At 74.1% G+C, this 12,262-nt stretch carries 11 protein-coding genes; 5 read left to right on the forward strand and 6 right to left on the reverse strand.

Annotated features, from left to right (window positions below; genetic code table 11):
- The first annotated feature begins 331 nt into the window (after window positions 1-331).
- A complete protein-coding gene (locus OG488_RS17075; RefSeq protein ID WP_329238746.1) occupies window positions 332-868 on the forward strand; it encodes an ATP-binding protein in 537 nt (178 codons plus the stop codon).
- An 89-nt stretch (window positions 869-957) separates the two neighbouring features.
- Here the strand turns inward: OG488_RS17075 and OG488_RS17080 are convergent, their stop codons facing one another.
- Complete coding sequence (locus OG488_RS17080; protein ID WP_099173559.1) at window positions 958-1,200, reverse strand: DUF397 domain-containing protein; 243 nt, start codon at window positions 1,198-1,200, stop codon at window positions 958-960.
- 276 nt (window positions 1,201-1,476) lie between these two features.
- Between OG488_RS17080 and OG488_RS17085 the strand changes: the two genes are divergently transcribed.
- The gene (locus tag OG488_RS17085; RefSeq protein WP_329230206.1) at window positions 1,477-1,956 is read left to right on the forward strand and encodes a hypothetical protein; all 480 of its coding nucleotides are present in this window, start codon (window positions 1,477-1,479) and stop codon (window positions 1,954-1,956) included.
- 9 nt (window positions 1,957-1,965) lie between these two features.
- Here OG488_RS17085 and OG488_RS17090 read toward each other — a convergent pair whose 3' ends face one another.
- The 3 genes from OG488_RS17090 to OG488_RS17100 are packed head-to-tail and all read right to left on the reverse strand — an operon-like array spanning window position 1,966 to window position 6,242.
- The gene (locus OG488_RS17090; RefSeq protein ID WP_329230207.1) at window positions 1,966-4,047 is read right to left on the reverse strand and encodes an FUSC family protein; all 2,082 of its coding nucleotides are present in this window, start codon (window positions 4,045-4,047) and stop codon (window positions 1,966-1,968) included.
- A 55-nt stretch (window positions 4,048-4,102) separates the two neighbouring features.
- Window positions 4,103-5,284, reverse strand: coding sequence for a DUF2786 domain-containing protein (locus OG488_RS17095; RefSeq protein WP_329230209.1), 1,182 nt, complete (start codon window positions 5,282-5,284; stop codon window positions 4,103-4,105).
- A 28-nt stretch (window positions 5,285-5,312) separates the two neighbouring features.
- Window positions 5,313-6,242: an NADP-dependent oxidoreductase gene (locus OG488_RS17100; protein ID WP_329238749.1), complete on the reverse strand. Its 930-nt coding sequence runs from the start codon at window positions 6,240-6,242 to the stop codon at window positions 5,313-5,315.
- Between the two features lie 121 nt (window positions 6,243-6,363).
- Here OG488_RS17100 and OG488_RS17105 point away from each other — a divergent pair, with 121 nt between their 5' ends.
- Complete coding sequence (locus OG488_RS17105; protein ID WP_329230210.1) at window positions 6,364-8,070, forward strand: bifunctional 3'-5' exonuclease/DNA polymerase; 1,707 nt, start codon at window positions 6,364-6,366, stop codon at window positions 8,068-8,070.
- 66 nt (window positions 8,071-8,136) lie between these two features.
- Here the strand turns inward: OG488_RS17105 and OG488_RS17110 are convergent, their stop codons facing one another.
- Complete coding sequence (locus OG488_RS17110) at window positions 8,137-9,504, reverse strand: carbohydrate-binding protein (RefSeq protein WP_329230212.1); 1,368 nt, start codon at window positions 9,502-9,504, stop codon at window positions 8,137-8,139.
- A 241-nt stretch (window positions 9,505-9,745) separates the two neighbouring features.
- Between OG488_RS17110 and OG488_RS17115 the strand changes: the two genes are divergently transcribed.
- Both OG488_RS17115 and OG488_RS17120 read left to right on the forward strand, forming a co-directional pair.
- The gene (locus OG488_RS17115) at window positions 9,746-10,801 is read left to right on the forward strand and encodes a DUF2804 domain-containing protein (RefSeq protein WP_329230214.1); all 1,056 of its coding nucleotides are present in this window, start codon (window positions 9,746-9,748) and stop codon (window positions 10,799-10,801) included.
- Window positions 10,802-10,839: 38 nt separating this feature from the next.
- Window positions 10,840-11,520 (forward strand): phosphotransferase, encoded by a 681-nt coding sequence (locus tag OG488_RS17120; protein ID WP_329230216.1) that lies wholly within the window; start codon window positions 10,840-10,842, stop codon window positions 11,518-11,520.
- A 91-nt stretch (window positions 11,521-11,611) separates the two neighbouring features.
- Here the strand turns inward: OG488_RS17120 and OG488_RS17125 are convergent, their stop codons facing one another.
- Window positions 11,612-12,256 (reverse strand): response regulator transcription factor, encoded by a 645-nt coding sequence (locus tag OG488_RS17125; RefSeq protein WP_329230218.1) that lies wholly within the window; start codon window positions 12,254-12,256, stop codon window positions 11,612-11,614.
- Window positions 12,257-12,262 lie beyond the last annotated feature (6 nt).

Consider the following 12,262-nt stretch of genomic DNA (forward strand, 5'->3'; position numbering starts at 1 on the left):
GTACTCCGGGGCTCCCCCGAACCCCGGAGGCGGATTCTGCCACCAAAACGCTTCAGCCCGTACTCATTCGATTACAGAAATGGCAAGACTTTCCGAAAGCTCCAAAACTGTGAAGCGGAAGAAATGAGTCCGAACCGGCACGCTACGGGCAGAACGCGCCGCGTGCACGTGCATCTGCCCTTGCATCTGCCCTGCGCATTGGGAACCATGGTCCTCGCGCACCTGCATGCTCGTTCGTGTTGTGCCGCTGTACCCGCAGTGCCCGCTAGAAGCAGTGCCGCTACAGCCGCGAATCCCGGGAGTGCCTCGCATGGGGACGAATGGATCGACGATGCTCGAGCCGTTACGGCAGGGGCCTCCACCCGTCGACCCCTCGGCGGTCGCGGGCTCGGCCACCTGCACGCTTCCGGCCCGGTTCGAAGCGGTGGGCGGGGCACGGAGGTTCACCCGTACGACACTGGCCTCCTGGGACCTGGGCGACCACTTCGACGACGTCGCCCTGGTCGTGTCCGAGCTGGTCACCAACGCGCTGCGGCACGCCCTGCCGGCCGATCCCGCGCGGGATCGCCAGGACACCACCGTGCGGCTGCACCTGATGCGCTGGGCCTCGCGCCTGGTGTGCGCGGTGCGCGATCCCAGCGAGAAGGGTCCGGTCGCGGGCGAGGCGCCCGATTCGGCCGAGTCCGGCCGGGGCCTGTTCCTGGTGGAGTCGTTCAGCGACTGCTGGGGCTGGCACCCCTCGCCCGTACCGGCCGGGAGCCCGTCACCCGACGGAGGGTTCGGCAAGGTGGTCTGGGCGCTGTTCCGGCTGACCGACCACACGGTGCCCGAGCCCGTCCCGGCCGAGGCATTTCCCGACAGCCTGTAGTCGGCGCCCCCCGGGCACAGGGGGCGCACATCGCGCACGAAGGGCCCTGCGGGCATACGTGTGCCCCGGGCCGCCGGACGGACGCGCGGTCAGGCGCCGGCGGCCAGGTGGTCGAACTCCCCGTCCTTGACGCCCAGCAGCAGCGCCTCGATCTCGGCCGGCGTATAGACGAGTGCGGGCCCGTCGGGGTGGCGCGAGTTCCGCATGGCCACATTCCCTCCGGGCAGTTTCGCGAACTCCACGCAAGATCCCTGGGAGTTGCTGTGTCTGCTCTTCTGCCAGACGACCCCGCGAAGCTCTGTGGCCGCCATGCCGTTGTACACGTGGTGCACAGGACGCTCCCCGAGTTGCAAGGTGCAAGTGTCAACTAGCTCGGATCATAGCTGTGTTCATATGCCAATGCATGAGCAGATGCACGTGCACGGGCGGTGCGCACGTGATTACAGTTTTCCCCTGATCCGCCCACCCGCCCGTTCACCCTTCCCCCACCTCTATGAGGAAGAGACGAACGGAACGCCAATTTGGCTCCCACTTCACGGAGTTGTTCTCTTCGCTCCTGGTAGCTTGGCGCGGACTTTCGGCCGCGAATCCACACGGGGGAACTCCACATGGGCAGGCTTCCGCGCTCCGGCGCCCTTCTCGCAGCCGGTCTCGCCGCCGCCTTCTCGCTGACCGCCTGCGGAAGTGACGGTCCCGCCGCGGCCCCGGACGGCGGGCGGGGCCCCGGACGGAGCACCCCGTCCGCCGCGGGCGGCGAGGACGCCGCGCCGGAGCACGCGGACGTCGCGGCACTGGAGGGCACCTGGGCGGGCACGGCCGACGGCTCGCCCGTCGTCCTGTCGGTCGCCTCGGGCAAGGCGGCGCTCGTCGCCGGCCAGCACGTGTGCCAGGGCGAGGTGAAGGACATGGGCGGGACGATGCTCGTGCTGAAGTGCCTCGACGGGAACACCGAGCGGACCATGGGCGCCGTCGACTCCGACGGCGGCGAGAAGCTCGTCGTCTCCTGGGACGACGGCCCCGAGGACACCCTGACCAGGACCGAGGCCGACGAGCTGCCGACGGGCCCGCCGGAGGCGCCCGAGGCCTGACCCGCCTCCTCAGGCCCGCCCGCTGCTGATCTCCAGCGCCCGCGAGAAGTCCTCCAGGGCCCGGAGCAGCAGCGTGGCCCCGTTGCGTACGAAGGAGTCGGGCGGCGGCCCCTCGTCGGCGTCCCGCCGGGCCAGCGCCTGTCTCACCGGCTCCCAGTCCGGGACCCGGCGCTCCCGCACCGCCTTCGCACCCTCCTCGGTGGCCCGGCGCAGCGCGTCGGCCAGGCCGGCCGCCTCGGGCACGGGCGTGGCCGACGCGGCGGGCAGATGCGCCTCCATCAGCATCGCGACCCGGCCGAACTGGGCGAGCGCGTCCTGGGCGTCCGCGGCGGAGGTCCGGGCGATGCCCCGGTGGCGGACCGGCTCGTGCCGGGCCCTCTCCAGCGCCTCCTGCCAGGCGACTCGGGCCTCCCGGGTGGTGAGCAGGGCAGTGCGCACCTCCTCCAGGCTCCTGGACGCGGGGTCGGCGTACCGGTCGAGGACCGTGGCGGCGTACCGCCCGTCCGTGATCACCCAGCCGGCGAGCCGGTCGCGCAGCCGCGGGGTCTCCCAGGCGGGATAGACGGCGTACGCCACCATCGCGAGGAGTCCGCCGATGAGGGTCAGGACGACCCGCTCGGGGACGGTCTGCGACCAGTCGTCGCCCGCCATGCCGAGCAGGAAGACGACGTAGGCGGAGACACAGACCTGGCTGACCGCGTAGCCCGTCCGCATCAGGAGGTACATCAGGCCGGCGCACACCACGGCGAGCAGGGCGGAGAACTCCGCGTTCGGGTGGGCGGCCTGCACGATCCCGGTGGCGACGGCGACGCCGAGCACCGTGCCCATGAAGCGGGCCACGGCGCGCGAATAGGTCTGGGTGAACTCCGGGCGCATCACCATCACGGCGGTCATCGGCGCCCAGTAGCCGTGCCCGAACGGCAGCACCGCCCCCAGGAGATAGCCCGAGGCCGCCACCGCCGACACGCGCTCCGCGTGCCGCAGGATCATCGACCCGCGCCGCATCTCCCGGCGCATGGAGCGGTAGATGACCGGGACCAGTTTCAGCAGGGTGGGCCGGCGGCGGTGCGGGACGAGCGGCTCGCCCGGTGTCCTGTCGTCCGTACCGGTGCCCTCGGCGATCTCGATGACGTCGGCGAGCAGGGAGGCGAGCCGGTCGGCGGCCCGGCGGGGCGGGCCGGTCAGGATGACCTCGGTGTCGGGGGACTTCAGCACCGACAGCGCCGTCTCGTCCAGGCGTACGGGGTCGCCGTGGCGCACGGCGCGGGCCGCGGAGTCGAGCAGGGAGCCTGCGGCGCCGAGGATCTCCCGCGCCCAGTAGCGTTCCGGGCCCTCGGCCGGGACCCCCAGGGCGGGATCGGCGAGGGAGGCGAGGACCGGCCGCAGCCGCTCGGCGACCCCGCGCGCGCCGTGCAGGTCGGCGGGGCGCCGCCGGGCCTGGCGGGGGGTCACGGCGGCGGCGTTGCGCGCGGCCATCAGCGGTACGGGGTCGAAGGGCGCGACCGGGTCGTGGCGCAGCCTGCGGGCGTAGTCGGCCTCGCCGGCGAGGGCGTCGGCGAGCGCGTCGCGCTGGGCGCCCCATCGGCGTACCGGGAACAGCACGATCAGCGCCGCCTGGACGAGCCCGCCCAACGCCATCATCGCGGCGTGCGCGGCGGCGTCGGCCACGGAGGTCGGCAGGGTGATCGTGACCAGCATGATCGCGACGTTGGAGCCGGCGATGATGCCGCCCGTCGGGCCGGTCGCCCAGGCCATCCCGGCGGCGAACGTCCAGACGACCAGCAGGGCCAGGAACAGCAGGGTGTGGGACACGGTGAGGTAGCCGACGAACGTCGACACGGCGAGGCTGGCACCGGAGACCAGGGCGAGCACCGGCCGGGGGCGCCAGCTGCGCTGGAAGGTGGCGATGGCCGCCTGGAAGGCCCCGAAGGCGGACCCGGCGGCGATCGCCGGCCCGAAGAGCTCCAGGCTCACCCCGACCACGAGCGCGAGGCCCGCGGCGCCGCGCACCGCGATGAGCGGTTCGAGACGCCGCCGCTCGATCGTCAGCCCCGAGCGGGCGGTCTCCCTCAGCGCCCGGAGCCAGCTCATGGACCGAGCCTAACCGGATTCTCCGACAACCCCGACTTATGCCACTCCTCTTGACCTAGCGGCGGATTTCCGGCTCTCCTCCGCCCATCCGGGCCCGGTCGGCCGCCGCCGTGCCGTGCGTCCAGCCCTCGACGTCCGTCGCCCCGCGCAGCCGCGTCGTGGTGGTCCGGGGGAACATCCGCTCCGCGGTGTCGGTGACGGCGACGTCCCGGGCGGCCAGGACCGGCAGCAGGGCTCCGGGGCCACGGTCGGAGCCGTCGGAGCCGGAGCCCTCGGAGCCGGCCGCGGCGGTGACCCGCGCGGTGTCCGCCGCCAGGCGGCTCCCCAGCCGCTGGGCGTACGCCATCAGGAAGGACTGACGGAAGGTCTTGGTCCGCTTGCGTCCGCCGGCCCGCTGGCCGGCCTCCGCCTTCGTCATCGCCGCGTTGCCCTGCACCAGCAGCGAGGTGAAGAGCAGCTCCACGGCCTCCAGGTCCGGCTCGAAGCCGACGACCGTGGTGAAGCCGAGATCGCTGTTCCACACGGCCCGGCAGCGGTTCGCCGACGCGACCGCGTCGAGCAGGACCGCCTTCGCGCTCTCGTACGGCGCGTCGACCCCGATCCGCAGGGCGCCCGGCGCGTCGGCGCTGTGCGTACGGGCGGCGAGGAGCGCCTCGTCGATGCTGTGCCGGGCCATCAGCTCCTGCGCCTTGGTGGTGAGCGCCTCGGCCTCCTCCGGGAAGCCGGTCGCCTCCGCCTTGGCGAGCAGGGCCCGGATCCTCGTCAGCATGCGGGGCTCGCCGTGCGCGGGCGGACCCGCCGGAGCGTCGGCGGGGGACGTGCCGGGCCGCGGTCCGGCCGGCTCGATGACCGGCAGCCGCAGCAGCAGCCGGTACAGCTCCAGGAGCGCGGAGGCGTAGGTGAAGCGGTCGGGCCGGTTGCGCGGTGCCGGGGCGGGCATCGCGGCGAGCTGGTCCGCCCAGCGCGGGGGGAGCTGCCCGTATCCCGCCGTCTCCGCCGCGACCAGGGCGGAGACGAGCGCGGCACCGGAGTCGTCCAGCTCGCGCCGGACGGTCCGTACGACGTCGGCGGGCTGCCAGCCGCGCGCCCAGGCCCGCCGGACGAACTCCTCGCCCCGGCGGTGCAGCTCGTCGTCGGCGGAGGGGTCCGCGGCGAGGAGGGAGGCGCCGGTGTCCAGACCCGCGTCACCGTCCGAGTACAGGGCCGCGGCACACGCCCGGTCGATCACCGATTCCATGCGGCAAGGGTAGGCGGCGGCCCGCCGCTCAGTGGCCCCCGGGGAGCAGGACGAGCTTGCCGCGCGCGTGCCCGGCCTCGCTCAGCTCCTGGGCCCGTGCCGCCTCACCGAGCGCGAAGGTCCGTTCGACCGGGATCCGCAGGCCGCCGACCGCCGCCGCCTGCGCGTACGCGCCGAGCCGCCTGCTCTCGTCGGGGTCGTACCCGCCGCCCGACGAGAAGGCCACACCGAAGCGGGCCGCGTCCGGGTCGGCGATGGTGGAGATCCGGTCGGGTGTCCCGCCGCGCAGCTCCACCGAGTCCGCCAGCGCGCCCTTGCCGGCGACGTCGAACACCGCGTCCACACCCTGGGGCGCGGCCTCCCGGACCCGGGCCACCAGCCCCTCCCCGTACGCCACGGGGATCGCGCCGAGCACCCTCAGGTAGTCGTGGTTGGCCGGTGAGGCGGTCCCGACGACGGTGGCGCCCCGGGCCACGGCCAGCTGGACCGCGGCGGAGCCGACCGCGCCGGACGCCCCGTGCACCAGGAGCGTCTCGCCGTCGGCCACCCCGAGTTCGTCCAGCACCCGGGTGGCGGTCGCCGTGGCGACCGGCAGCGCGGCGGCCTCCGCCCAGCCCAGGACCTCCGGCTTGCGGGCGACGGCGCCCACGTCGGCCAGCACGTACTCCGCGTACGCCCCCGTGGTGCTCCGGCCCAGGACCTCGTCGCCGACCGCGAACTCCGTGACGCCCTCCCCCGTCCCGTCGACGACCCCGGCGAACTCGCTGCCGGGTGTGGCGGGCAGCGGGGTGGGGAACGCCGCCTCCATCCAGCCGTTGCGGATCTTGTGGTCGACCGGATTGACCCCCGCGGCCCTGACCGCCACCCGGATCTCCCCGGGACCGGCGTGGACGTCGTCGACCCTGGCCAGGCGCAGCACCTCGGGACCGCCGAACTCCTCGTACACGATCGCTTCCACCTGCGTCTCCTCCGCGTCCTCGTCGCGCGCAGCACGCGCCGCACCCCCGATCCTCGCGCCAGTCGGGCGCTCCCGCCCGGCGAGCCGGGCCGCTGTCAGTGACGGGTGCAAGACTCGTTTCATGACCGAACGTTGGGCTCTGGCCACCGCGGAGGGGGGCGGCGCACTCCTCGTGCCACTGACGCGCGACGGTCTGCCCGCAGGCCCCGTCCTGGCCGAGCCCGACCTCGTCGAGTCCGTCCGCTCCCGCCCCGAGGTGCACCGCTGGGTCTGGCGGTCGACCGCCGGGATCTACCCACGGCTGCTCGCGGCGGGCGTGCGGGTCGAGCGGTGCTACGACATCGAGTGCGCCGAGCTGCTGCTGCTCGGCCACGCGGGGCGGCTCGGGGAGCCCCGCTCCGCCGCTGCGGCCTGGGCCCGGCTGCGCGACGCCCCGGTCCCGCCCGATCCGCCGGCCCGCTCGGCGGAGCCCGGCTCCCAGTCCTCCCTCTTCGAGCCCCGCTCCGGCACCGACCTGCCCTTCGAGGCGCTCCTGGAGGTCTACGCGGAGCAGCTGCGCCGCCACGAGGGGACGGAGCACCCCGGCAGGATGCTGCTGCTCACGGCGGCGGAGTCGGCGGGCACGCTGGTCGCCGCCGAGATGAACGCGGCCGGGCTCCCCTGGCGCGCCGACGTGCACCGCGAGGTGCTGAACGGCCTGCTCGGCGAGCGGTACGCGGGCGGCGGCGAGCCCCGCAGGCTGGCCGAGGCCGCCGACGAGGTCTCGGCGGCGTTCGGCAGGCGGGTCCGCCCCGACCTGCCGGCCGATGTCGTGAAGGCGTTCGCGCAGGCCGGGATCAAGGTGAGATCGACCCGGCGCTGGGAGCTGGAGGAGATCGACCACCCGGCGGTGGAGCCGCTGATCCGCTACAAGAAGCTGTACCGCGTCTGGACGGCGCACGGCTGGAGCTGGCTCCAGGACTGGGTGCGCGAGGGCCGTTTCCGCCCCGAGTACCAGCCGGGCGGCACGGTCAGCGGGCGCTGGACGACCAACGGCGGCGGTGCCCTGCAGATCCCCAAGGTGATACGCCAGGCGGTCGTCGCCGACGACGGCTGGCGGCTGGTCGTGGCCGACGCCGACCAGATGGAGCCGCGCGTGCTGGCCGCGATCTCCCGCGACCGGGGGCTGATGGAGGTGGCCGGTCATGAGGGCGACCTCTACAAGGCCCTGTCCGACCGGGCCTTCCACGGCGACCGCGACCACGCCAAGATCGCGCTGCTGGGCGCGGTCTACGGCCAGACCTCGGGCGACGGCCTGAAGAACCTGGCGGCCCTCCGGCGCCGCTTCCCCCAGGCCGTGGCCTACGTCGACGACGCGGCGAGGGCCGGCGAGGAGGGCCGCCTCGTCCGCACCTGGCTGGGCCGCACGAGCCCGCCCGCCGCCGGGGCGGGCGAGGACGAGGAGGCGGGCATCCCCCAGGAGAGCGAGGTACCGCCGGCCGGGGAGAGCGAGGGGACCTACGGCTTCACCCCGGGCTACGCCTCGTCGAACGCCCGCGCGCGAGGACGCTTCACCCGCAACTTCGTGGTCCAGGGGAGTGCCGCGGACTGGGCCCTGCTGCTCCTGGCGGCGCTGCGGCGGACGCTCGCCGCCGAGGGGATGCGGGCCGAGCTGGTGTTCTTCCAGCACGACGAGGTGATCGTGCACTGCCCCGCCGACGAGGCACCCGCCGTGGTGGCGGCGATCCGCGAGGCCGGGGAGCTCGCCGGACGGGTCGCGTTCGGGGAGACGCCGGTGCGCTTCCCGTTCAGCACGGCCGTCGTCGAGCGCTACTCGGACGCCAAGTAGTCCCCGGGACAGGGCGCGTGCGGGAGCGGGGCGCCCGGACCGGTGAGCGCCCCGTGTGACGCGGTGTCAGATCCGCTGCCAGAGCGCGGGCACGTTCGGCGGCTGCCAGCCCGCCTGCGCCTGATGCCCCTGGAGGCAGCGGTAGCTCGCGCCGCCGTACGTCACCACCGCGCCGGTCGCGTACGTCGTGCCCGCCGCCCAGGTGCCGCCCGGCTCGGTCGGCGGGTCGGTGGGATCGGTCGGCGGGTCGGTCGGCGTACCGCTGGTGACGAGGGTCAGTCCGTAGGCGGCCAGCGCCGGGTTGACCGGCTGGTAGTACGTCGTACCGCCCTGGGAGCAGTTCCCGGAGCCCCCGGAGGTGACGCCCTGCGCCTGGCTTCCGGAGAGGAACGAGCCTCCGGAGTCGCCGGGTTCGGCGCAGACGCTGGTGCGGGTCACGCCGGAGATGGTGCCCTCCGGGTAGGTGACGCTGCTGCCGTGCTGCTGGATCGTCCCGCAGTGCCATCCGGTCGTGGAGCCCGAGCGGCAGACCGAGGAGCCCACCACGGCCTGGGTCGATCCGGTGACGGTCACGTCGCCGTTGCCGTAGCCGTTCACCAGGGCGCGCGGGGTCCAGTTCGCGTTGGTCGCGACCCAGGCGTAGTCACGGCCGGGGAAGGTGGAGCCCTGGAAGGACCCCTGGGCCCGCTGGTCGAAGCCGGTGGTGGTGACGCCGGGCGTGCCGCAGTGGCCGGCGGTGACGAAGCCGTTCTGCGTGCCTCGCCTGACCGGGAAACCGCTCGAGCACCGGCCCGAGCCGTTCATGTAGTACGCGTCGCCACCGCGCAGATCCGCGTAGGCGCGGGGCTGTTCGGCCGAGCGGACGACCCGCACGAGGTCACGCGGGACACCCGCGGCGGCGAGGAAGCCCTCCGCCGCCCCCGTACGGGCGGCGTTCACCACCAGGCGGTTCGTGCGGATGTCCACGTACCAGGAGGGCACGTCCTTCGGCGCCTTCTCCAGCGCCACCGCGTCCAGCGCCCCCTTGGCCGCTTCGAGGCGGTCCAGGCGGTGACCGACGACCTCGGCGCGGGCTCCCGCGGCGGTGATCCGGGCGACGTCGGCCCGGTCGGTGGTGGCGACGGTGAGGACGGCCGTCCCACCGCTCAGCCGGGCTCCGGCGAAGTCCGCGCCGAGGGACTTCTCCAGCGCCGCCGCCACGGCAGCCGCCCGGTACTCGTCCGCTATTCGGGCCCTGGCCTCGCCGGCGTCGAGGCCTAGGTCGCGCCCCATGGCCTCGATCAGTCCGGGCGAGAGCCCGTCGGCGGCGGGCGCGGCCCCGCCCGCCTGTCCGGCCGAGGCGACACCGGTCAGACCGGCGAGGGCGAGCGCGCCCACCGCCACGACGGCGGTTCCCGCGGCGTACGCGCGTCTGCGGAGCGTGGTTGTCTCCACGTCACTCTCCTTGCGTTCGGGGGTGTCGAGCTCCGGGGGAGCGGGGCTCGCAGGTGGCGGAACAGTCGAGAACGTAGCCGCGCGCTCCCCGCCGCAGGAGCTCCCGTCCGCCCCCTACCGCCGCGTTATGGGGTGCTCCGGCAACGGGGTCCAGGACCGTCCGCACCGGGGCCGGGTGGACGTACCCGGCGCGCCCCGAGCCGTACCCGGGCAGCGCACCGTGCCGCTATAGGCTCCGGCCATGGCGACGCACGAGCACGAGATCACCGAGCCCGTCGACCTCTGCCTGCCCGACGGGGGCCTGAATCCGGCGGCGGTCGGCTGGTCCCGGACTCCGCTGCACCGGGCCAACCTGCGGGGCTGGGGCCGGACGAAGCGGTGGGAGCACTGGTGCGTGACCACGCCCACCCACCTGGTGGCCCTGACCGTGAGCGACCTCGACTTCCTGGCCCTGAACACGGTCTACGTGCTGGAATTCGGCCCGGGCGGGCGCGAGTTCGAGTGCTCGTCGATCGTTCCCGCCGGCCGGGGCGTCCGTCTCCCGGACACCATCGCCGGGGCGCCGGGGTCCGAGGACGTGGTCGTCGGCCCGGCGCGGCCGACCGGCGGCAAGGTCCGTGTCGAGATCCGCGACGAGAACGCCGGGACGCGGCTACGGGCCCGCTGCCTGACCCCGGAACGGCTGCCGCTGGAGGTCGACCTCCTGGTGGCACGGCCGGAAGGACACGAGTCGCTCTCGGTGGTCGTGCCCTGGAGCGAGCAGCGCTTCCAGTACACCTCGAAGCACACCGCGCTCCCCGCCTCCGGCCGGGTGCGCGTCGGCAGGGAGATCCTGACGTTCGGCGGCGAGGGCAACGAGACCTGGGCCGTCCTGGACCACGGCCGCGGCCGCTGGCCACGCACCGTCGACTGGAACTGGGGCGCCGCGTCGGGCCGTACGGACGGGCACACCGTCGGCCTCCAGTTCGGCGGCCGCTGGACGGAGGGCACCGGCTCCACCGAGAACGGCCTCTGTGTGGACGGCCGGCTCACCAAGATCGGTGAGGAGCTCGACTGGCAGTGGTCCGTCTCGGAGCCGCTGGCTCCGTGGACCCTCCGCACGCCCTCGTCGGGCCAGGTCGATCTGACGTTCACCCCGTTCCACAACCGGGCCGTGCACACCGACGTCGGTCTGATCGCCAACCGCACCGACCAGCGCTTCGGCCACTACAACGGCCGGATCCGCACGGACCACGGTGGCGAGATCGCCGTGGAACAGCTCCTGGGCTGGGCCGAGGACGTCCACATGCGCTGGTGACTCCCCCGGGCGGGACGGTCACGGGTAGGTTTCCCCCCATGCATATAGGCCCACTCCTGGGCTCGGGACGCACCGCCGACGTGTACGCACTCGACGACTCCTGGGTCCTGCGCCGCTACCGCAACGGCATCGACACCACCGGCGAACTGGCCGTGATGTCGTACCTCTCGGCCTCGGGCTTCCCGGTCCCGCGCATCGGGCCACCGGCCGAGGCCGCGCTCCCCACCGACCTCGTGGTGCAGCGGCTGACCGGCCCGACGCTGGCCGAGGCGCTGCTGGCGGGCACGGTGACCGGGGACGACGGCGCGGAGCTGCTGGCCCGGCTCCTGCGGGAACTGCACGCGATCCCCCCGCGGCTCTCCCAGGACCCCGCGGACCGGATCCTGCACCTGGACCTGCACCCGGAGAACGTGATCATGGCTCCGGAGGGCGCCATGGTGATCGACTGGATGACGGCCTCCGAGGGGCCGCCGGCGCTGGACCGGGCCATGACCGCGCTGATCCTGGCCCAGGTGGCCCTCGCCCCCTCGTTCCCCGCGGGTGATCAGCTGCGGGACCTGCTGGCGACGCTGCTCTCCCGCTTCGCCGACGACGGCGGTGTCCCCGCGGCGGCGCTCGCCCGCGCGACCGCCCTGCGGGCCGCGGACCCTGGGCTCACCGCACACGAGACGGCGGTGCTGGACGAGGCCGCGGGACTGGTCACCTCGCTGACGGGCTGACCCTCGGCTTCCGGCGGGACCGGTCGGCCCGCCGACGGGCCGGCAGATCGCTCCGCGCCCTTGTCGCGGAGCGCTCCCGGCCGGGCGGGGCTCACTTCCGCAGGTAGGCGAGCACGGCCAGGACCCGGCGGTTCGTCGCGTCGGTGAGGGAGAGGTCGAGCTTGGTGAGGATCGAGCCGAAGTGCTTGCTGACCGTGCCCTCACTCACCGTCAGCGCCTTGGCGACCGAGGCGTTCGACCGGCCCTCCGCCATCAGGGCCAGCACCTCCTGCTCCCGTGCCGTCAGCCGCGACAGAGGGTCGCGGCGGTGCCTCAGCAGCTGACGCACCACTTCCGGGTCGACGACGGTCCCGCCCTCGGCGACCCGGTGGAGCGCGTCGACGAACTCCTCCACCTTTCCGACGCGTTCCTTGAGGAGGTAGCCCACGCCCGTCCCGTCGCAGGAGTCGAGCAGCTCCTCGGCGTACGCGCGCTGGACGTACTGGCTGAGGACCAGCACGGGCAGCCCGGGCCGGGTCTCCCGCAGGGCCACGGCGGCCCTGAGCCCCTCGTCGGAGAAGCCGGGCGGCATCCGCACGTCCGTCACGACGATGTCCGGGCCGTGTTCGGCGACGGCGGCGGTGAGGTCACCGGCGGTGCCGACGCCGGCCACCACCTGGTGGCCGAACCTCTCCAGCAGGCCGACGAGGCCCTCCCTCAGGAGCACGCTGTCCTCGGCCAGCACGATGCGCAGCATCCAACC

Origin of the sequence: Streptomyces sp. NBC_01460 (assembly GCF_036227405.1) — a bacterium.
GTDB lineage: Bacteria > Actinomycetota > Actinomycetes > Streptomycetales > Streptomycetaceae > Streptomyces.

What these genes read in the sequence shown, in the direction of transcription:
- OG488_RS17075 (WP_329238746.1), top strand. Translation starts at nt 332, where the DNA reads ATGCTCGAGCCGTTACGGCAGGGGCCTCCACCCGTCGACCCCTCGGCG.
- OG488_RS17085 (WP_329230206.1), top strand. Translation starts at nt 1,477, where the DNA reads ATGGGCAGGCTTCCGCGCTCCGGCGCCCTTCTCGCAGCCGGTCTCGCC.
- OG488_RS17090 (WP_329230207.1), bottom strand. Translation starts at nt 4,047, where the DNA reads ATGAGCTGGCTCCGGGCGCTGAGGGAGACCGCCCGCTCGGGGCTGACG.
- OG488_RS17095 (WP_329230209.1), bottom strand. Translation starts at nt 5,284, where the DNA reads ATGGAATCGGTGATCGACCGGGCGTGTGCCGCGGCCCTGTACTCGGAC.
- OG488_RS17105 (WP_329230210.1), top strand. Translation starts at nt 6,364, where the DNA reads ATGACCGAACGTTGGGCTCTGGCCACCGCGGAGGGGGGCGGCGCACTC.
- OG488_RS17115 (WP_329230214.1), top strand. Translation starts at nt 9,746, where the DNA reads ATGGCGACGCACGAGCACGAGATCACCGAGCCCGTCGACCTCTGCCTG.
- OG488_RS17120 (WP_329230216.1), top strand. Translation starts at nt 10,840, where the DNA reads ATGCATATAGGCCCACTCCTGGGCTCGGGACGCACCGCCGACGTGTAC.
- OG488_RS17125 (WP_329230218.1), bottom strand. Translation starts at nt 12,256, where the DNA reads ATGCTGCGCATCGTGCTGGCCGAGGACAGCGTGCTCCTGAGGGAGGGC.